The organism is Chromobacterium sp. LK1 (assembly GCF_001043555.1).
Classification (GTDB): Bacteria; Pseudomonadota; Gammaproteobacteria; order Burkholderiales; family Chromobacteriaceae; genus Chromobacterium; species Chromobacterium aquaticum.
The window spans coordinates 23,688-41,670 of record NZ_LDUI01000015.1; the positions used below are offsets into that span (position 1 = coordinate 23,688).

At 62.2% G+C, this 17,983-nt stretch carries 19 protein-coding genes; 13 read left to right on the top strand and 6 right to left on the bottom strand.

The features are described from left to right. Nucleotides 1-33 precede the first annotated feature (33 nt). Both VI26_RS07080 and VI26_RS07085 read right to left on the bottom strand, forming a co-directional pair. Nucleotides 34-1,233, bottom strand: coding sequence for a glycine C-acetyltransferase (locus VI26_RS07080; protein WP_048409047.1), 1,200 nt, complete (start codon nucleotides 1,231-1,233; stop codon nucleotides 34-36). 196 nt (nucleotides 1,234-1,429) lie between these two features. Continuing rightward, nucleotides 1,430-2,149 (bottom strand): ABC transporter substrate-binding protein, encoded by a 720-nt coding sequence (locus tag VI26_RS07085; RefSeq protein WP_197081410.1) that lies wholly within the window; start codon nucleotides 2,147-2,149, stop codon nucleotides 1,430-1,432. 288 nt (nucleotides 2,150-2,437) lie between these two features. On the opposite strand from VI26_RS07085, the gene VI26_RS07090 reads away from it, so the two are divergent. The 4 genes from VI26_RS07090 (at nucleotide 2,438) to VI26_RS07105 (ending at nucleotide 6,674) form a co-directional block, all read left to right on the top strand. After that, entirely contained in the window at nucleotides 2,438-3,145 is a 708-nt protein-coding gene (locus VI26_RS07090) for a peptidoglycan DD-metalloendopeptidase family protein (RefSeq protein ID WP_048409049.1), read from the top strand. Between the two features lie 358 nt (nucleotides 3,146-3,503). Then, entirely contained in the window at nucleotides 3,504-4,238 is a 735-nt protein-coding gene (locus VI26_RS07095; protein WP_048409050.1) for an ABC transporter substrate-binding protein, read from the top strand. A 66-nt stretch (nucleotides 4,239-4,304) separates the two neighbouring features. Next, complete coding sequence (locus VI26_RS07100; RefSeq protein WP_048409051.1) at nucleotides 4,305-5,528, top strand: DUF1615 domain-containing protein; 1,224 nt, start codon at nucleotides 4,305-4,307, stop codon at nucleotides 5,526-5,528. Nucleotides 5,529-5,642: 114 nt separating this feature from the next. After that, on the top strand, nucleotides 5,643-6,674 hold the full coding sequence (locus VI26_RS07105) for a DUF475 domain-containing protein (protein WP_048409052.1): 1,032 nt from the start codon (nucleotides 5,643-5,645) through the stop codon (nucleotides 6,672-6,674). 56 nt (nucleotides 6,675-6,730) lie between these two features. Here VI26_RS07105 and VI26_RS07110 read toward each other — a convergent pair whose 3' ends face one another. Next, on the bottom strand, nucleotides 6,731-7,384 hold the full coding sequence (locus VI26_RS07110; RefSeq protein WP_156183785.1) for a hypothetical protein: 654 nt from the start codon (nucleotides 7,382-7,384) through the stop codon (nucleotides 6,731-6,733). Nucleotides 7,385-7,515: 131 nt separating this feature from the next. Next, nucleotides 7,516-8,136 carry a 2-polyprenyl-3-methyl-6-methoxy-1,4-benzoquinone monooxygenase gene (coq7, locus tag VI26_RS07115; protein ID WP_048409054.1) on the bottom strand — a complete coding sequence of 207 codons (621 nt, stop codon included), beginning with the start codon at nucleotides 8,134-8,136 and terminating at the stop codon, nucleotides 7,516-7,518. 131 nt (nucleotides 8,137-8,267) lie between these two features. Here coq7 and ppa point away from each other — a divergent pair, with 131 nt between their 5' ends. Then, nucleotides 8,268-8,795: an inorganic diphosphatase gene (gene ppa / locus VI26_RS07120; protein ID WP_048409055.1), complete on the top strand. Its 528-nt coding sequence runs from the start codon at nucleotides 8,268-8,270 to the stop codon at nucleotides 8,793-8,795. A gap of 290 nt (nucleotides 8,796-9,085) precedes the next feature. Further along, a complete protein-coding gene (locus tag VI26_RS07125) occupies nucleotides 9,086-9,811 on the top strand; it encodes a hypothetical protein (protein ID WP_048409056.1) in 726 nt (241 codons plus the stop codon). Nucleotides 9,812-9,858: 47 nt separating this feature from the next. On the opposite strand, the gene VI26_RS07130 is transcribed toward VI26_RS07125, so the two are convergent. After that, nucleotides 9,859-10,425 (bottom strand): phasin family protein, encoded by a 567-nt coding sequence (locus VI26_RS07130; protein WP_048409057.1) that lies wholly within the window; start codon nucleotides 10,423-10,425, stop codon nucleotides 9,859-9,861. Between the two features lie 382 nt (nucleotides 10,426-10,807). On the opposite strand from VI26_RS07130, the gene minC reads away from it, so the two are divergent. The 6 genes from minC to VI26_RS07160 all read left to right on the top strand — a co-directional run bounded on the left by minC (nucleotide 10,808) and on the right by VI26_RS07160 (nucleotide 16,201). Further along, nucleotides 10,808-11,524: a septum site-determining protein MinC gene (gene minC, locus VI26_RS07135; RefSeq protein WP_048409058.1), complete on the top strand. Its 717-nt coding sequence runs from the start codon at nucleotides 10,808-10,810 to the stop codon at nucleotides 11,522-11,524. 26 nt (nucleotides 11,525-11,550) lie between these two features. Next, entirely contained in the window at nucleotides 11,551-12,363 is an 813-nt protein-coding gene (minD, locus tag VI26_RS07140) for a septum site-determining protein MinD (RefSeq protein WP_048409059.1), read from the top strand. Nucleotides 12,364-12,366: 3 nt separating this feature from the next. Next, entirely contained in the window at nucleotides 12,367-12,624 is a 258-nt protein-coding gene (gene minE, locus VI26_RS07145) for a cell division topological specificity factor MinE (RefSeq protein ID WP_019104116.1), read from the top strand. A 3-nt stretch (nucleotides 12,625-12,627) separates the two neighbouring features. Then, nucleotides 12,628-13,566: a LysR substrate-binding domain-containing protein gene (locus tag VI26_RS07150; RefSeq protein ID WP_048409060.1), complete on the top strand. Its 939-nt coding sequence runs from the start codon at nucleotides 12,628-12,630 to the stop codon at nucleotides 13,564-13,566. An 86-nt stretch (nucleotides 13,567-13,652) separates the two neighbouring features. Then, entirely contained in the window at nucleotides 13,653-14,012 is a 360-nt protein-coding gene (locus VI26_RS07155; protein ID WP_048409061.1) for a VOC family protein, read from the top strand. 152 nt (nucleotides 14,013-14,164) lie between these two features. Further along, entirely contained in the window at nucleotides 14,165-16,201 is a 2,037-nt protein-coding gene (locus VI26_RS07160; protein ID WP_048409062.1) for a M3 family metallopeptidase, read from the top strand. 43 nt (nucleotides 16,202-16,244) lie between these two features. Here the strand turns inward: VI26_RS07160 and VI26_RS07165 are convergent, their stop codons facing one another. Next, nucleotides 16,245-17,402: a PLP-dependent aminotransferase family protein gene (locus tag VI26_RS07165; RefSeq protein ID WP_048409063.1), complete on the bottom strand. Its 1,158-nt coding sequence runs from the start codon at nucleotides 17,400-17,402 to the stop codon at nucleotides 16,245-16,247. An 86-nt stretch (nucleotides 17,403-17,488) separates the two neighbouring features. On the opposite strand from VI26_RS07165, the gene VI26_RS07170 reads away from it, so the two are divergent. Continuing rightward, on the top strand, nucleotides 17,489-17,956 hold the full coding sequence (locus tag VI26_RS07170) for a MarR family winged helix-turn-helix transcriptional regulator (RefSeq protein ID WP_048409064.1): 468 nt from the start codon (nucleotides 17,489-17,491) through the stop codon (nucleotides 17,954-17,956). Nucleotides 17,957-17,983: the final 27 nt, after the last annotated feature.

Sequence of the window (17,983 nt, forward strand, 5' to 3'; positions counted from 1 at the left end):
CGCTGCGCCCTCCCGGGCGCGCGGCGCTACGCCTCAGATCACGCCCAGTTCACGACCGACTTTGATGAAAGCCGCCACAGCCAGCCTCACCTGTTCTTCACTGTGGCGAGCGGACATCTGGGTGCGGATGCGCGCCTTGCCCTTGGGCACCACCGGGAAGGAGAAGCCGATCACGTACACCCCCTCCTCCAGCAGCTTGGCCGCCATCTCGCCGGCCAGCCGCGCATCGCCCAGCATCACCGGCACGATGGGGTGCTGACCCGGCACCAGAGTAAAGCCCGCCGCGCTCATTTCCTGGCGGAACACTTCAGCGTTGCGGCGCACCTTGGCGCGTAGCTCGGCGCCCTCGCCACCCTTGAGAATGTTCAGTACCTCCAGGCTGGCGGCGGCAATGGCTGGCGCCAGGGTATTGGAGAACAGGTAGGGACGCGAGCGCTGGCGCAGCAAGTCGATGATGGCCTTGCGGCCGGACACATAGCCGCCGGACGCGCCGCCCAGGGCCTTGCCCAGGGTGCCGGTATAGATATCGATGCGATCGGCGACGCCGCACAGTTCCGGAGTGCCAGCACCGCTGTCGCCGATGAAGCCGACGGCGTGGGAATCGTCCACCATCACCAGCGCGCCATGGCGTTCGGCCACTTCGCACAAGGTTTTCAGATCGGCGATGATGCCGTCCATGGAAAACACGCCGTCCGTGACGATCAGCTTGAAGCGCGCGCCGGCCTGCTCGGCGGCGACCAGCTGCGCCTCCAGATCGGCCATGTCGTTGTTCTTGTAACGGAAGCGCTTGGCCTTGGACAGGCGCACGCCGTCGATGATGGACGCGTGATTGAGCTCATCGGAAATCACCGCGTCTTCTTCGCCCAACAGGGTTTCGAACACACCGCCGTTAGCATCGAAGCAACTGGAGTACAGGATGGTGTCATCGGCGCCCAGGAAGCCGGAAATCGCCTGCTCCAGATCCTTGTGCACTTGCTGGGTGCCGCAGATGAAACGGACGGAGGCGCAGCCGTAGCCGTAGTCGTCCATGCCCTGCTTGGCCGCTGCCACCAGGCGTGGATCGTCGGCCAGGCCCAGGTAGTTGTTGGCGCAGAAATTCAATACATGGCTGCCATTGCTCAACGCGATGTCGGCGCGCTGCGGCGTGGCGATGACGCGCTCGGGCTTTTCGAATCCGTCGGCGCGGATCTGCGCCAGCGTGGCCTCAAGATGGGCTAAGTAGGTACGGTTCATGACTGTCCTTGTCCTGTGATGACAAAAGAATCCCAATCGAGCCGCCAAATTCATGACAACTCAAAACTGGCACCATTCTAGCCCAGTCATTTAACAGCGATCAGTGACAGTTACTGGCGATTTTCCCGGATACTGTACCCAGCCAAGCTTAATCCAAACCAGCACTGTCACCATCGATACCGCGTTTGGACAATCTTCACTTCAAATACTTGGCGACAATCTTTTCCAGCTTTCCATTTTCGCGCAGTTGCTGAAATGCCCGGCTCAGCTTCAGCGCCGTAGCATCCGGCATTTTGAGACTGCAAGCCAGGTAAATACCGGTAGACTGCATCCGCAGCCCTTCGCGGAAGTTTCCAGCCGGCGCTCCCACTTGCTTGATGGTGTAAGCGGCCACCACATCATGCACCGCCCAGATATCCGCCACCCCCGCCGCCAGTTCACGCTCCGCCTCTTCCGGCGTTGGCAGCACCGAGAACGGAATATTGTTTTTTCTTAAATAATCCGCCACCGACGAGCCCAGCAGCGCCACCACGCGCTTGCCTCTGACGTCATCAAGGGTATTCAACACCAGCGAACGATGAGTATTGATGAAGAAGGACTGGTTGCTTTCCAACACCAGGCCTACCCAGCGATACAGTTTTTCCCGCTCCGGGGAGCGGGTGAACGGAATCAGGCAGCTGTCCGCATCCTGTTGCACTTGCAGTTGGGCGCGCTTCCACGGCATTTCCGGCATGCGCACGCCAAGCCCGGCCAGCAGCGCCGCCTGAGCGATGACCTCGACGGCGATGCCACTTGACCTGCCGGCGTCGCCCTTCATCACCAGCGGCGGGTATTCCACGCTATAAACCGACAGTACAGGCGCTTCCGCCGCCAAAACCGTCATGCTCCACAAGCCCAGCAAGCACCCCAGCCTCATTCCTCTCCCTCCGCAGCCCATGTCCCCAGCCACCGCCAGACATCACACCTGTTAGAACCTGTTCAAAATCTGCTGCGCTTCGTGAGACGTGGCACGGTGAGTACCGCTTCGAAATGCGCATGCACCACGAGTACCTTCCGCCTTCTCAGCGGTTTTCGCCTTGTCTCGCCCTTGCTCGCGAGACTTTGAATAGGTTCTTAGCAGTCCTTAACATGATTTTTAGTTCAGCCAGCAGCATTTGCGCGCGGAAAGCGCGCAGCCACCGCTCGCGATGCTAAAATCCGCGCCATGTCCTTGCGCGCCCTCCTCATTTCCAGTTCTCTGACCTTACTGCTCGCCGCCTGCGCCAGCACCTCGCAGCCCGCGGCGGTCGAATCCGCCGGTTTTTACCGGGTCAAGCCTGGAGACACCCTGTTTCGCATCGCCCAAAATAACCGGGTCAGCGTGGCCAATCTGGTGCGCTGGAACAACCTCAAGGACCCTTCCAGCATCAATGCCGGGCAGTTGCTGCGCGTATCGTCCCCCGCCGGAGCCACGCAGGCGTCGGGCAAACCAGGACGCCAGCCGCCTGGCCGGCCAGCAAGCAAGCCCGCGGCCTCCGAACCCAGCAAACCGGCCCCCAAGCCGGTGGCCAGCATCAAACTGGCCTGGCCGGTCAAAGGGCCCGTCATCGCCAAATTCAACGGCCAGGGCAGCAAGGGCATAGACATCGCCGGCGACGCCGGCGCCACCATACGCGCAGCAGCGTCCGGCAAGGTCACCTACTCCGGCAAAGGCATCCGCAGCTACGGGAATCTGCTGATCATCCAGCATGACAACGCCCACCTCACCGTCTATGCTCACAATCAATCCCTGCTGGTCAAGGAAGGGCAGACAGTCAAGGCCGGCGATGCCATCGCCACCATGGGCAACTCCGGGGCCAACCGGGTCAAACTGCATTTTGAATTGCGCGTCCGCGCGACGGCGGTCGACCCCATGCCCTATCTGGCCGACTGACACCACCGGAGACGCGGCGCTTGTCTGCTCGCCGTCCGGCGCTCACAATACTTTAGAGTTGCCAACAAGCTGCCACGGTGTAGTCTGTGTCGGCGCATTGCCTCTGCCGTAGAACTGATTTTTGTTAGAACCTGTTCAAAGTCTCGCGAGCAAGAGCGAGACAAGGCGAAAACGAGCGAAAAAGTGAAATGTACACGTGGTACATGAGCATTTTGAGCTTGTATTCATCGTTCAACGCTTCACGAAGCGCGGCAGACTTTGAACAGGTTCTTAGCCACTCTGTACAATAGACGCAACAACCCAAGCCGCCGGCGCCGCACACTGCGGCGGCGCAAAGCGGACGCAAGAAGGCAAGCCAATGCGGCGGATACTGATACTTGGCGGCATGTTGCTGGCCCTCGCCGCCCAAGCCTGGGCTCAGAAGACCATCAAGGTGGCGTTCGGCGAATCCCTGGAGCCTTATGTGATGGAGGGCGGCAAGACCGGCCTGGAACTCGAAATCGTGCGCGCCGCGCTGCAAGAGCGCGGCTATCTGATCGAACCGGTATTCTTCTCCCAACCACGCCTGCCGATGGCGATGAAGAGCAAAGACATCGACGCGGTGGCGACCGTGGGCGAACAGGCCGGCTTGCAGGCCGAGTATTCCGACGTTTACATCAGCTACGAAGATGTGGCCATCACTCTGGCCAGCAGGCATATCCAGCTGCACAACCCCAAGGAACTGGGCGCCTATCGCGTGCTGGCCTTCTCCCTTGCCAAGCAATACCTGGGTCCCGTCTACAAAGAGATGGCCAAGGCCAATCCCAATTATGCCGAGACCGCCAACCAAGTGGATCAGAACCGGCTGCTATTCAGAGGCTCGGTGGACGTGGTGGTGGCCGATCGCAATATCTTCGCCTGGATGAATCACAAACTGAGCAGCCAATTCAAGGAAAAAACCGCGCCGGTGGACATTCATCGCCTGTTCGCGCCCACCCTGTACCGGATGGCCTTCCGTAGCGCGACACTGAAGGATGAGTTCAACCACGGCCTGCGCGCGATTCAAAAGAACGGTGTTTACAAGCAGATTGTGAATCGTTACCAGAACCCCTAGCCGCGATTGCCGATGACGGCGAGATGGCCTAACCTTCACGGTTTGATTTCGTTCCACCCCGCTACCGTGAAACCATCCTTGCTGCTGTTCGCCCTGCTGCCGGCCCTGCTGAGCGCCTGCGCCAATGTGAGTCGGCCCGCTCAGCCTGCTGCCCCCTCCGCCCCCATCATTGTGGCGCCGTCCGCGCCCCCACCGGAGCCGGATGCGCTGCCACCGCTTGAAACGCCGACAGCCACCCCACCAGTGGCGGTGCAGCCTCCCCGCCCCGCCTACAGCGACCCTCAGGCCGGGCGGCTCTTGCTCAATCGCGTGCTGCCGCCCAAGATCCGCGACCGTCAGGGCTGGAGCAACGACATGCTCTCGGCCTTCACCCACCTGAAAATCCCCTACACCGCGGAGAATTTCTGCGCACTGGCGGCGGTGATCGAACAAGAGTCCAGTTGGCAGGCCGACCCCACCGTGCCCAATCTGCCCGCCATTGTCTGGGACAAGATAGCCGAGCGTGCCCACGGTTATCTGATTCCGCTACCGGTGGTGAAAGCGGCCTTGCTGAAAACCTCGCCCAACGGCAAGAGTTACAAAGCGCGCATCGACAGCCTGCGCACCGAGCGGGAAATGAACGATTTGTTCGAGGACATGGCGCGCGAGGCCAGCAAGCTGGGCCTGCCGATGAATATGAAGAACCCGATCCGCACCGGCGGCCCGATGCAGGTCAGCGTCGAATTCGCCGATGGCCACGTCAAAGTCTGGCCCTACCCCTATCCGCGTAGCGGCAGCGTGCGCCAGGAAGTGTTCACCCGCCGTGGCGGCGTTTATTTCGGTGCCGCCATCCTGCTGCAATACCCGGCGCCGTATAGCCAGATGCTGTACCGTTTCGCCGATTTCAACGCCGGCCGCTACAGCAGCCGCAACGCGGCCTTCCAAGCCGTGATGGAAAGACTCAGCGGCAAGGATCTGACGCTGGACGGCGATCTGCTTAGCTACAAGGACGGCAGGGTCTATGCCAGCGCCACCCAGAGCGCGGTCATCAGCCTGGGCGGCAAGCTGGGCATGGGCCAGGGCGAGATTATGCGCGACCTTAAACTGGAAAAAAGCGCCGCCTTTGGCCAAAGCGAGCTCTACCGCAAAACCTACGCGCTGGCGGACCAGCGCTTCGGCAAGCCCGCGGCGCGCGAACAACTGCCGCAGATCGATCTGAAAAGCCCCAAGATCACCCGCAAGCTGACCACGGAATGGTTCGCCAAACGCGTCGATGGCCGCTATCAGCGCTGCCTGGAACGCGCGCGCTGACACCTCCGCGCGGCCTGAGCGTTGACAGCCGGGCTGCTATAATCGCCGCAAACCCCGCTTTGCGGCGGGGATGCCGGGCGCCTTGGCCCGGCCTGACAACAGCTAGAAATCATCATGCGCACCACGCTCTCTTACTTCACCGGATCGCTGCTGTTCAGCGCCATCGTGCTGGCCGCCACCGGCTGGTACGGTTTTCAAGTCGGCGGCCCCGCCGTGGCCGGCTCTTTTCTCGTCACCGCCCTGGTGCTGGCGATATTGGAAACCAGCGTGTCCTTCGACAATGCCGTGGTCAACGCCACGGTGCTGCAGGCGATGAGCCCGCTGTGGCGCAATATCTTCATGACCCTGGGCATCGCGGTGGCGGTGTTCGGCATGCGCATTCTGTTTCCGCTGCTGATCGTGTCCGTAGCCGGCGACACGCCGCTGTTGGAAGCCTTTGCCATCGCCACCCGCGAACCGCAGCGCTACCAGCAGATCATGCATGACTCCCACCTGATGATCATGGGCTTCGGCGCCACCTTCCTGTTGATGGTGGTGGTGGAATATTTCGTCAAGAAGGAAAAAGACGAACACTGGCTGCCGGCCATCGAGCCGCTGCTGGCGCGGCTGGGTTCGGTGGAGAACGCACAGTCGCTGCTCGCCATCCTGCTGATCGCGCTGGTGACGGCGGCAATCCCCGAAGGCCAGAAACTGGAGTTCCTCAGTAGTTGCTTCTGGGGCTATGTGGTATTCATGGCGCTGCATGCGTTCAAGCAGCTGTTCGGCGGCATGGACATTCAGACCGCAGCGGCCAAGAACGGCCTGATCGGCTTCGTCTACCTGGAAACACTGGATGCCAGCTTTTCCATGGATGGCGTCATCGCCGCCTTCGCCATCACCAATAATTTCTGGCTGATCGCCGCCGGCCTTGGCATCGGCGCGATGTTCGTGCGCTCAATGACCATACTGCTGGTGGAGCGCAATATCATCGGCCAGTTCAAATACCTGGAAACCTCGGCGTTCTGGGCAATCGCCGCCCTGGTCGCCATCATGTTCGCCGCCGCTCTCCACATCGAGCTGGGTGAAGTGACCACAGGTCTGATCAGTGTCGTCATCATCGGCCTGGGCATTGTCACCAGCCTGCCGTCCAAACATCGCCGCCGCTAAAACAGGTTTAAAGCAAACGGGCCCGCATGCGGGCCCGTCGACAAACGTTTTCCCGCTCAAGCCGAGGTGTTCACCACCGCGCCTATCCCCGCATTCGCTGCATTCTGCGATAAATCCTGGCTTAGATTCTGCAAGAAGGACTGCAAGGAGGACTGGCTCTGACCAGAGCCTGAGTTGCCCAGCGCTTGCTGCAAGTTCTGGAACGCGCTGCTCAGCGCGCTGGTGGCGTCGCTCTGCGTGCCATTCGCCATATCTTGCAGCAGTTGCTGCAAATTGGTCTGGAAGTTGCCGAATGGCGAACTGGGACCGGAGGCATCGCCTCCCGAGCCATCCTGGTCCGTGGATGCCGATTCAGACCCTGAGCCTTGCTGGCCCACCGCTTGAAACAAGGCATGCATGAAGGAGTGAAGCGCTTGGCGCACCCCGCCAGCGGAACTGGAGCCGTCAGCGTCGGCATCCGAACCGCTGCTCGCTGTGGCGGTCGAGGAAGACGTGGCCGAGGAAGTGCCCGGCACATTGATGCCCGCCTGCTGCAAGGCCTGCAGCACGCTCTGTTCAAAACCGCCACCGCCATGGTGGTGATGGCCGCCATGGCCTTGCACCTGCCCGCTGCCCTCGCTTGACGGGCCGCTGGACAGGGACACACTCTCCTGCAAGGAAAACTGGGCGTAAAACGAACTGGAGCTGCTATTGATCGATCCGAGTGACATGGCGCTCTCCCTGATAAAGGATGGCTGGGGTCAACCCCGGCCTCAGCCTCGCTTTCCAATATCGGCAGCCATCGTCCCAGTCGCAGCGGAAAGATGTAAATATATGTTAAACCAGGGTTTTCATTGAAACGCTAGCAACGGTAACTGGCTCCGGTCATCAATTTGGCGGACAGCTTCATCGCGCTCTTGACTGGAGCCGGCAGCGTGGCCGCGCCCAACTCATGGGCCATGTCGGCATGCTTGAGCTCATCGTCGCGCATCTGCGTGACGATGGCGCGGCTCTTGGCATCCCCTTCCGGCAACAAGGCCAGGTGGCTGTCCAGATGCGCGCCCACCTGCTGCTCGGTTTCCTCCAGGAAGCCGAGATTCCACTTGTCGCCCAAGACCCCGGCTGCCACGCCTATCGCCAGCGAGCCGGTATACCACAGCGGGTTGAACAGACTGGGGCGCCCGCCCAGCTCGCGTATGCGCCGCTCGGTCCAGGCCAGATGCTCCACCTCCTCCTGCGCCGCCAGGCGCAGGGCATCGCGCGCCTGCGGCGTGCGCGCGGTCAAGGCCTGTCCCTGGTACAAGGCCTGAGCGCACACTTCGCCGCAGTGGTTTACCCGCATCAAGCCCAAGGCATGCTGCTTTTCCTGCGCCTCCAGCTCAGTCTCTTCCAGTTCCGCGTCCGGGTGCGGGCGCAGGCTCTGCGCGGGCGCAAACAGGGTGCGCAGGCCCTTGTCGAACTCGACTATCCATTTGTCCAACATCTATCCGTTCTTTCTCGCGCTGACACAATCGCCGGCGATTATACCCGGCCGATACGCAGCGCGGCAGCTGCTGCTATAATCGCCGGGTTTATCGAAACTCTGTGTTTAACGCTCTACAAGGATTCCCGCTGATGGATCTCGCAAGCATCGGTCCTGGCAAAGACATGCCGGGCGACTTCAACGTCGTAATCGAAATCTCCGCCAACGCCGCTCCGATCAAGTACGAATTCGACAAGGACTGGAATGCGCTGGTGGTTGACCGTTTCATGGGCACCTCCATGATGTACCCGGCCAACTACGGTTTCGTGCCACAAACCCTGGCCGGCGACGGCGACCCGGTTGACGTGCTGGTGGTGACTCCGTTCCCGCTGCCGCCGGGCGTGGTAGTGCGCTGCCGCGCGCTGGGCATGATCAAGATGGAAGACGAGTCCGGCGTTGACGCCAAGCTGGTGGCTGTCCCGGTGGAAAAACTGTGCCCGATGTACAAGTCCATCCAGAAGCTGGAAGACCTGCCGGAACTGCTGCGCAACCAGATGGTGCACTTCTTCGAGCACTACAAGGACCTGGAAAAAGGCAAGTGGGTCAAGGTACAAGGCTGGGGCACGCTGGACGACGCCAAGGCCGAGCTGGTTGACGGCATCGCCCGCTTCGAAAAATAAGGCCATTGAGCCCAATGCAAACCGGCGCCCCGCGCCGGTTTTTTCATGCCCATCCGCCGCCGCGCCCACACATTCGCCAATACTGATATTGCAGCGCAATATGCCGACAAGATTTGCTACAATCGTCGGCAGCTGTCCGATGCCGCTGGACGCCTCCAGAAAAGCAAGTGATGGTTATTAAATACGATAAATAATACTTTTACCCGCCATCGCATTGCGGGTATCGTTTCAACAAGGCAACTCACACCCGTCCGACGCTTGACGCGGCCGGTCGCCCAATCGGAAACACTGTGACCTACATCGCCCAAGGCTCAGCAACGCAACTGCACTGGCTCCAGCAACGGCTGGCTCGCCGGGGGCTGCCTGCGCTTGCCGACGCCGGCGGCGCTCCGCCCTGGCTGCCCGCCGATTGGCAGGGCTTTTATCTGCCATCCGGCAGCTGGATCAATATCGACACCGATCACCAGGCCGCGCTGCAGCCCCGCCAACGGCATTGCCAGGACCATGGCACGCAGTTGCTGGAATTGGACGGCGCTTGGCAAGCCCTGGGCCGGGACTTCGGCTTCATGCTGCTGCTGGGCGCGGAACAGACGCCATCCGCCGCCGCGGCGGCACTGCTGGACGCACTGGCGCCGCTGCCCGCCGCCTGGCTGCGCTGCGGCCCGGTGGGCAGCGCGCGCTACACGCGCCAAGTCTGGGAAGGCTTGCTGTTCATGCTGCGCCAGCATGCGCCGCCGACACCGGACACACCGATCGCCCTGGACTGGGAAAACGCGCTGCGTCGGCAATGGCAACTATGGGAAAAACTGCTCCAGCTATCCCTGCGCTACCTCGAGCGACACGGCCTTGACGCCGACGCCGCGTCTGCGCGCCAGGCCTTCGCGGAAGCGCCGTGGCGGCAGCATCATTACGCGGCCAGCCTGGCACGCCTGATCGTCGCCGCCGGCGGCTGCCAACAAGCCTGGCAGCAATTATGGAGTACGCTGGCGGCCCATGCCCCCGCGGCGCCAAATTGAAAAAGCCCGCATTGCTGCGGGCTTTTTGATTGGGTAACGCTCAGGCATCAAGCGGCGCTGGTCGCCTTCTTGCCACGGGCGACGGCGGCGCTGGCAGCCTTGGCCGAATTGGTGGCGGCTTCCACGCTGGCTTCGGCGATTTCCGCGCTGACTTTCTTGGCGGTCTTGGACACGCTTTCGAAAGCGGCGTTGGAGGTGTTCACCAGGCTTTTCAACGCCGACACCGCGGCATCCGAGCCGGCCGGTGCGTTCTTGGACAGGCGGTCCAGATTGCTCAGCAGGGTCTGATTGCCCTCGGCGATCTGCTCTTCGACAAAAGCGGCCAGCTCATTCTGGGTAGCCAGCGCGGCGTCGTAGACATTGCGCGCCACGGAGAAAGCCTGATCGATGGACGGCTGAGCCAGGTTGCTCTGCACCTCGGCAAAAGCCTTCGGGTCCTTGGCTTCGCTCAAGGCCTTGATGGCCTGGGCATTGTCGGCCAGCAGCTTGCGCGACAGTTCCAGTTGCAGCGCGGCCAGACGCTCGGCACCGGCCAGCACGATGGAGGAGAAACGCACGGCCTTGTCGAACTGCGACTGGCCGAGAGCGGAGAATTCTTGAGTAGTGGTAAACATGACAACTCCTAAAAATATCCAAAATTGACAGCTCAGCAACGACAGCGAACTTAACCTGCGCTCATGATGTTGCATCGCAACAATTACCATTGTGGCTGCTGCCACTGCCCCCGTCAAGAAAAATGTTGCGACGCACAAACCACTAAGCTGCTATTTTTCATGCATTTTTGCAACACAAACATTCCAAAAGCATTACAAGACAACCCGTTTTTCCGCACCGCACCGACGATTCCCTCAATTGCAACACTCGCCACCGCCAAAGCCCGCCACACCGGCCGATCACAGCCTTTGCCACCGGAACTGAGCAACGCCATTGAAAGCCTGTCTGCAACCCAGTACACTCGCCCCATAGAATAAATCTATCTACATAAAGCCAAGTACAATGAGCCCTGCGGCCAACGCATTCGACATAAAATCCGCCAGCCTGGATCTGCTGGCGCTCCTTCTGCGCACTGACGACCTGGAAGAATTGAGCCAGGCGCTGGACGCCCGCTTCGGCACCGGCCACGACGCGCCGGCCGAAGCCTTCGTGCTGGATGTGGAAGCCCTGCCCGCCCCGGCGGAACTGGACTACGGCCGCCTCTTGCCCATGCTCAGCCGTCGCGGCATCCGCGCGGTGGCGCTGCGCCACCCCAGCACCGCGCTGGCCGGCATCGCCAGCCAGTTCGGCCTGGCCTACACCAGCAGCGCCACGCCGGCGCGCTCGGCGCAAAACGCGCCGGAACCCGCCGACAAACCCGCAGCGCCGGAACCGGCCCCGGCCACCGGTGCCATGATCGTCGACCGTCCCGTGCGCGCCGGCCAGCAAATCTACGCCAAGGGCTGCGATCTGATCGTGCTGGCCATGGTCAGCGCCGGCGCGGAAGTGATCGCCGACGGCAATATCCACATCTACGCGCCCTTGCGCGGTCGCGCGCTCGCCGGCGCGCGCGGCAACGCCGGCGCCCGCATTTTCGCTCGCAACATGGAGGCCGAACTGGTATCCATCGCCGGAGTCTATCGAACTATCGAACAAGCCTTGCCCGACAGCATTCTGGGCAAGCCAACTCAAATCTATCTCGAGAACGAGCGCCTGGTCATGACCGCGCTCGGCGAGTAACAAGCCATTATTCAAAGGGATCGACTGTGGCAAAAATCATCGTTGTGACGTCCGGCAAGGGTGGCGTCGGTAAAACCACTACCAGTGCCAGCTTCTCCTCCGGCCTGGCGTTGCGCGGTCACAAAACCGTCGTCATCGACTTCGACGTCGGCCTGCGCAACCTGGACCTGATCATGGGTTGCGAACGCCGCGTGGTCTATGACCTGATCAATGTCGTCAACGGCGAAGCCAGCCTGAACCAGGCGCTGATCAAGGACAAGAACTGCGACAACCTCTACATCATCCCCGCCTCGCAAACCCGCGACAAAGACGCCTTGACGCTGGACGGCGTGGAGAAGGTGTTGAACGACCTGGCCGAAGCCGGCTTCGAATACATCGTCTGCGACTCGCCGGCCGGCATTGAAAAAGGCGCGCTGATGGCGCTGTACTTCGCCGACGAAGCGCTGATCGTCACCAATCCGGAAGTCTCCTCGGTGCGCGATTCCGACCGCATCCTGGGCATTCTGTCCTCCAAGTCCAAGCGCGCGGAAGAAAGCCGCGAGCCGGTCAAGGAACACCTGCTGATCACCCGCTACTCCGCCGGCCGCGTCGACAAGGGCGAAATGCTGTCGGTGGACGATGTGAAGGAGATTCTGCGCGTGCCGCTGCTGGGCGTGATTCCGGAGTCGCAGACCGTTCTGCAAGCCTCCAACTCCGGCACCCCGGCCATCCACCTGAAAGGCTCGGACGTCGCCGACGCCTATTCCGACGTGGTGGCCCGTTTCCTGGGCGAAGAGCGCCCGATGCGTTTCCTCGATGCCCCCAAAGTGGGCATTCTGAAGCGCCTCTTTGGAGGTTAAGTCATGTCCCTGATCGAAATGATCTTTGGCAAGCGCCAGAAAACCGCGGCCATTGCCAGAGAACGCCTGCAAATCATCCTGGCCCACGAACGCAACGGCCGCAGCGCGCCCGACTATCTGCCGGCGCTGCAGCGCGAATTGATGGAAGTCATTTCCAAATACGTGGCGGTCAATCTGGACGACATCAAGGTGCAAGTGGAGCGCCAGGACGACTTCGAAGTGCTGGAAGTCAATATCGTGCTGCCGGAGCACCAGCGCTGAGCCATGACGCTGACCGAACTTCGCTATATCGTCGCGGTGGCGCGGGAGCGCCACTTCGGCCGCGCCGCGCAAAGCTGCTTCGTCAGCCAGCCGACGCTGTCCATCGCCATCAAGAAGCTGGAGGACGAACTGGGCGTCACGCTGTTTGAGCGCGGCGGTCAGGAAGTCAGCGTCACCGAGATCGGCGAACGCATCATCGAGCAATCGCAACGCGTGCTGGAGGAGGCCGAAACCGTCAAACGCCTGGCCGGCGAACATCAGAACGAACTGGTGGGCCCGCTGAAGCTGGGGGTGATTTTCACCATCAGCCCCTATCTGCTGCCGCGGCTGATCCCGGCCTTGCGCATCCTGGCGCCGGACATGCCCTTGATCCTGGAGGAGAACTACACCTCCCGGCTCTCGGAAATGCTCAAGCGCGGCGAAGTGGACGCCATCATCGTCGCCGATCCGTTCGAAGAAGCCGGCACCGTGGCCTGCCCCTTGTATGACGAGCCCTTCGTCGTCGCCACGCCCAAGGGCCATCCCTGGGAAAAGCTGGGCGCCATCGCCGCCAATCAGCTGGCCGACGAAAGCGTCCTGCTGCTGACCCAGGGCAATTGCTTCCGCGATCAGGTGCTGCAAGCGTGCAGCGATCTGGCCAGCCGGCAGAGCCACGGCGGCACGCTGGCCGCCAATCTGCAGGGCAGCTCGCTCAACACCATCCGCCACATGGTGGCCAGCGGCATGGGCGTCACCGTGATGCCGTCCACCTCGATAGGCCCCACCGACGAATCCTTATTGTCGGTGGTGCCGTTCAAGACGCCGGCGCCGCAGCGCCGCGTGCTGTTGGTGACGCGCAAGCAGTTCTTCCGCAAGAAGGCGATAGACACCCTGCAACAGGCGGTCTTCCGCTCCGGGCTGGAAGGCGTCGCCATGCTGGAAGGCGAAGCGCCGGCGCAATAAGCCGGCCCCCGCCCCCAAACGAGACAACCGCTGCGCGCCCTGCCGCAGCGGTTTTTTTCCGCCCCACCACCGCAAGGAGTTTCCCCGTGTCTCAATTGCGCAGCATTGAAATCAAAGCCTTCGTGCCCGCCCGCGACTACGCGCTGTCGCAGCGCTTCTATGCCGATCTGGGCTTCGAACAAAAATCCGACAGCCACGGCGTCAGCTACTTCGTCCACGGCCAATGCAGCTTCCTGCTGCAGGACTTCTATCATCCGCAACTGGCGGAAAACCTGATGCTGCATCTACTAGTCAGCGATGCCGCCGCCTGGCACTTGCTGGCGCAAGGCGTCGCCCAGCGCTACGCCGTCCAGCTTGGCCCACTGACCGAGCAGCCGTGGGGCATGCTCGACTTCTGCCTGCACGACCCCTGCGGCGTGCTGTGGCGCATCGGCCAGAACCGGTAAGCCCGGCCGCCTAGCCTTCGCGTGGCGAATAACAAACAGCCGCCAAATCCACGACATGATTTTGTCATCAAGATGGTAGCCATGCGGACAAAACATGATAGATTGGCATTCATCCTGATTTTTCCTGCCACCCACCCCAGGAGCCATGAGCGATGAACATAGCTGACAATCCTTTATTGCAAGACTGGAACACCCCGCAACAACTACCTCCGTTCGACGCGATCCGCGCCGAGCACTTTATCCCCGCCCTTGAAGTCCTGTTCACGCAGCATCTGGCGGAAATCGACGCGCTGGCTCAGCGGACCGACGCGCCCAGTTTCGCCAACACCGCCGCCGCCTTCGACGCCAGCGGCCTGCGGCTGGAACGCGCCACCCTACTGCTGAGCAACCTGGTCGCCTCGGCCAGCACCCCGGCGTTGCAGGCGGTGGAGCGCGACACCGCGCCGCTGCTGGCGCGGCATCAGAATCAAGTCCTGATGCACGCGGGCTTTTTCCTGCGCCTGGATCAGGTTCATCAGCAGCGGCTGGCGCTGGAGCTGAGCGAAGAGCAGCGCCGCTTGCTGGAGCGCATCCACACCGACTTCGTCCGCGCCGGCGCCAAGCTGCAGGGCGAGCAGCGGCAGCGCTTCGCCGAGCTGCAGACGCAGCTGGCGGAACTGCAAACCAGCTTCCGTCAAAACCTGCTGGCGGACGAGGCGGAATACGCGCTATCCGTGGGCGACGATCAACTGGACGGCTTGCCAGGCTTTGCCCTCGATGGCGCCCGCGCCGCCGCGGCGGAACGCAAACTGCCCGGCCATGTGTTCACCTTGTCGCGCGCGTCGGTGCTGGCCTTTCTCGGCTTTTCCAGCCAACGCGGGCTGCGCGAACAGCTGTGGCGCGCATGGACCAGCCGCGGCGAACACGCTGAACGCGACAATCGTCCGCTGGCGCGCCGCATCCTGGCGCTGCGCGCCGAACTGGCCGGCCTGCTCGGTTATGCCAATTTCGCCGACTACGCGCTCGCCAATCGCATGGCCGGCACGCCGCAAGCGGTGGAGCAGTTGATGCGGCAAGTATGGGAGCCGGCCAAGCAAAGCTGCGCGCGCGAGCTGGAGCTATTGCGCGCCGAGGCGCGGCGGCTGGGAGAGCCGGAGGACATCCAGCCCTGGGATTGGTATTACCTGGCGGAAAAGGTCAGACAAAGCCAGTACGCGCTGGATGATGCCGAAATCAAACCCTATTTCAGCCTGGACAATATGATAGCCGCGATGTTCGATGTCGCCGGCCGTCTGTTCGGTCTCAGCTTCGTCGAACGCGCCGGACTGCCGCGCTACCATCCGGATGTGCGGGTTTGGGAGGTCTATCGCGGCGCGGAGTTGATCGGCGTGTTCTATGGCGACAACTTCGCGCGTCAGGGCAAGCGCAGCGGCGCCTGGATGCATTTGTTCCGCCAGCAGGCGCGCAACGGCGGCAAGACCCTGCCGGTGGTGATCAACAACAACAACTTCGTCAAGTCCAGCCACGGCCCCACTCTGCTCAGCTTCGACGATGTGCGCACCTTGTTCCACGAATTCGGCCATGGCATGCATGGCTTGCTGTCCGATGTCGAATACCGCAGCCTGTCCGGCCCCAACACGCCCAGGGATTATGTGGAGCTGCCATCGCAGCTATTCGAAAACTGGGCGCTGGAACCAGCGTTGCTGGCCAAGCACGCGCGCCACGCCGATAGTGGGGAGGCCATTCCTCAAGCGCTGATTGCCAAGATCCTGGCGGCGCGCAGCTTCAATCAAGGCTTTGAAACCGTGCGCTACGCCGCCTCAACGCTGATAGACCTGGCGCTGCATCTGCGCAACGACGTTGACGGCGTGGACATCGCCGCCTTCGAGGCCGAGCAGCGCCAAAGCCTGGGCGTGCCCGACGCCGTCGGCATGAACCATCGTCCACCCCACTTCCAGCACATCTTCGCCAGCGATGGTTATGCCGCCGGCTACTATGTCTACATCTGGGCCGAGGTGCTGGAAGCGGAGGCCTTCGCCGCCTTCAAGGAGCGCGGCGACGCCTTCGATCCCGAGTTGGCGGACAAGCTGCGCCGCTATATTTACAGCGCCGGCGACAGCCGCGAGCAAAGCCAGGCTTTCCGCGCCTTCCGCGGCCGAGATCCCGATGCCGCCGCCATGTTGCGCAAGCGCGGCCTGCTCGGCGCGTGACCGCCCCCCAGCGGCCGGCGGCCCCCAGTCCGCCGGCGGTTCCCTAGACTATCGCGGCCTGCTCGCGCAGCAAGGCCGCCAGCCGCGCGATGCCGGTCTCGATGCGCTCCGGAGAGGCATGGCTGAAATTCAGGCGCAGATAGCCCAAGTTCCGCTCCGGATCCGGGAAAAACGCCTCGCCCGGCATGAAGGCGACGTTTTGCTGCAAGGCCAGCGGCAACACTTGGCGGGTATCCCGCGGCTGCTTCAATTTGAGCCAGAAGAACAGCCCGCCCTGCGGCAATTGCCAATCGGCCAGATCGCTGAAATGGCGCTGCAACGATGCTTGCATCGCGTCGCGGCCGGCGCGGTATACCTCGCGCAGGCCCAGCAGGCGTTGCTCATGACCAGGGTCGCGCAGCTGGCGGGCAATGAACCACTGCGCAGGCCGATTGCTGTGCAAGTCGGTGGCCTGCTTCAGCCGCATCAGATAAGGGAACAAATCCGGGGAGGCGATCAGGAAGCCGATGCGCAGCCCCGGCGCCAGCGTCTTGGAGAAGGAACCGGAGTAAATCCACGGCGCGGTTTTCAAATGACTGACCAGCGGCGCCGGCGCGTCGCCGTCATAGCTCAGCGCGCGGTAAGGATCATCCTCGATCAAGGGCACGCCGGCGGCGTCTATCGCCGCGGCCAGCGCCTGGCGGTCTTCGGCGCTGTAACAGCTACCCGCCGGGTTCTGGAAGCTGGGAATCAGATAACAGCAGCGTGGCCGCGCCTGCTCCAGCGCGGCGGCCAAGGCCTGCGGCGGCAGCCGTCCATCCTGCTGCGCCACCGCATGGATGCGGGCGCCGAACAATTTGAAGGCTTGCAAGGCCGCCAGATAGGTCGGCCCCTCGGTCAGCACCGGGGTGCCGGGATCAACGAACAGCTTGGCGCACAAATCTATGCTTTGCTGTGAGCCGGACAGCACCAATACCTGCTCCGCCTCACAAGCTATGCCCATCCGTCGCGCCTGCTCCGCGATCAGTTCTCGCAACTCCGGTTCGCCCTCGCTGGCGCCGTACTGCGCCAAGCCCGCCGGCATGTCGGCGAAATCCAGTTGCGGCAGGCATTGACCGGCCGGCAGGCCGCCGGCGAACGAGATCATTTGCGGCTGTTGCGCCGCCGCCAGGATTTCCCGGATCAGCGATCCGCTGAGCCGTTCGATGCGCTCTGAAAACATGGTACTCTGCATAAGCTTGTCCGCAGCTTTCTTACTAATGTCAATAATATTGACTCAATCTACCGATCACAACGGGCTCCGTCAACATGGCTGACCTATCTGCACCCGATGACATGCGCGCCGCGATGGAAGCCTTCTTCCATGCCTACAAGGCTTTCACCGACAAATCGGATGAAATGCTGGCCAAGCGCGGCCTGGCGCGTGTGCACCACCGCATCCTGTTCTTCGTCGCGCGCTACCCCGGCCTGTCGGTCAAGGACTTGCTAGGCGCGCTGGGCGTGACCAAGCAGGCCATCAATATGCCCTTGCGTCAGTTGCTGGAAATGAATTTGGTGCAAAGCGTCGCCGCGCATCACGACAAACGGGTCAAGCAATTGTCGCTGACCGTGGAGGGACGCAAGCTGGAAGAGACCCTGCACCGCGAGCAGTTGAAATTGCTGCAGACAGCCTTCGATCTGACCGGCAAGCCGGCCACCGCCGGCTGGATGGCGGTGAATCACAGCCTGGCGGCGCATACCCGCCTCGGTGCACAGGAGCCCCAGGGCAAGGCTTGACCCTGTAGCCGCTTCATGGTTTGCAAT

Coding starts and splice junctions, on each gene's coding strand:
- VI26_RS07160 (WP_048409062.1), top strand. CDS start 14,165: ATGAACATAGCTGACAATCCTTTATTGCAAGACTGGAACACCCCGCAA.
- minE (WP_019104116.1), top strand. CDS start 12,367: ATGTCCCTGATCGAAATGATCTTTGGCAAGCGCCAGAAAACCGCGGCC.
- VI26_RS07085 (WP_197081410.1), bottom strand. CDS start 2,149: ATGAGGCTGGGGTGCTTGCTGGGCTTGTGGAGCATGACGGTTTTGGCG.
- VI26_RS07150 (WP_048409060.1), top strand. CDS start 12,628: ATGACGCTGACCGAACTTCGCTATATCGTCGCGGTGGCGCGGGAGCGC.
- minC (WP_048409058.1), top strand. CDS start 10,808: ATGAGCCCTGCGGCCAACGCATTCGACATAAAATCCGCCAGCCTGGAT.
- VI26_RS07080 (WP_048409047.1), bottom strand. CDS start 1,233: ATGAACCGTACCTACTTAGCCCATCTTGAGGCCACGCTGGCGCAGATC.
- ppa (WP_048409055.1), top strand. CDS start 8,268: ATGGATCTCGCAAGCATCGGTCCTGGCAAAGACATGCCGGGCGACTTC.
- coq7 (WP_048409054.1), bottom strand. CDS start 8,136: ATGTTGGACAAATGGATAGTCGAGTTCGACAAGGGCCTGCGCACCCTG.
- VI26_RS07095 (WP_048409050.1), top strand. CDS start 3,504: ATGCGGCGGATACTGATACTTGGCGGCATGTTGCTGGCCCTCGCCGCC.
- VI26_RS07105 (WP_048409052.1), top strand. CDS start 5,643: ATGCGCACCACGCTCTCTTACTTCACCGGATCGCTGCTGTTCAGCGCC.
- VI26_RS07110 (WP_156183785.1), bottom strand. CDS start 7,384: ATGTCACTCGGATCGATCAATAGCAGCTCCAGTTCGTTTTACGCCCAG.
- VI26_RS07170 (WP_048409064.1), top strand. CDS start 17,489: ATGGCTGACCTATCTGCACCCGATGACATGCGCGCCGCGATGGAAGCC.
- VI26_RS07165 (WP_048409063.1), bottom strand. CDS start 17,402: ATGTTTTCAGAGCGCATCGAACGGCTCAGCGGATCGCTGATCCGGGAA.
- VI26_RS07090 (WP_048409049.1), top strand. CDS start 2,438: ATGTCCTTGCGCGCCCTCCTCATTTCCAGTTCTCTGACCTTACTGCTC.
- VI26_RS07130 (WP_048409057.1), bottom strand. CDS start 10,425: ATGTTTACCACTACTCAAGAATTCTCCGCTCTCGGCCAGTCGCAGTTC.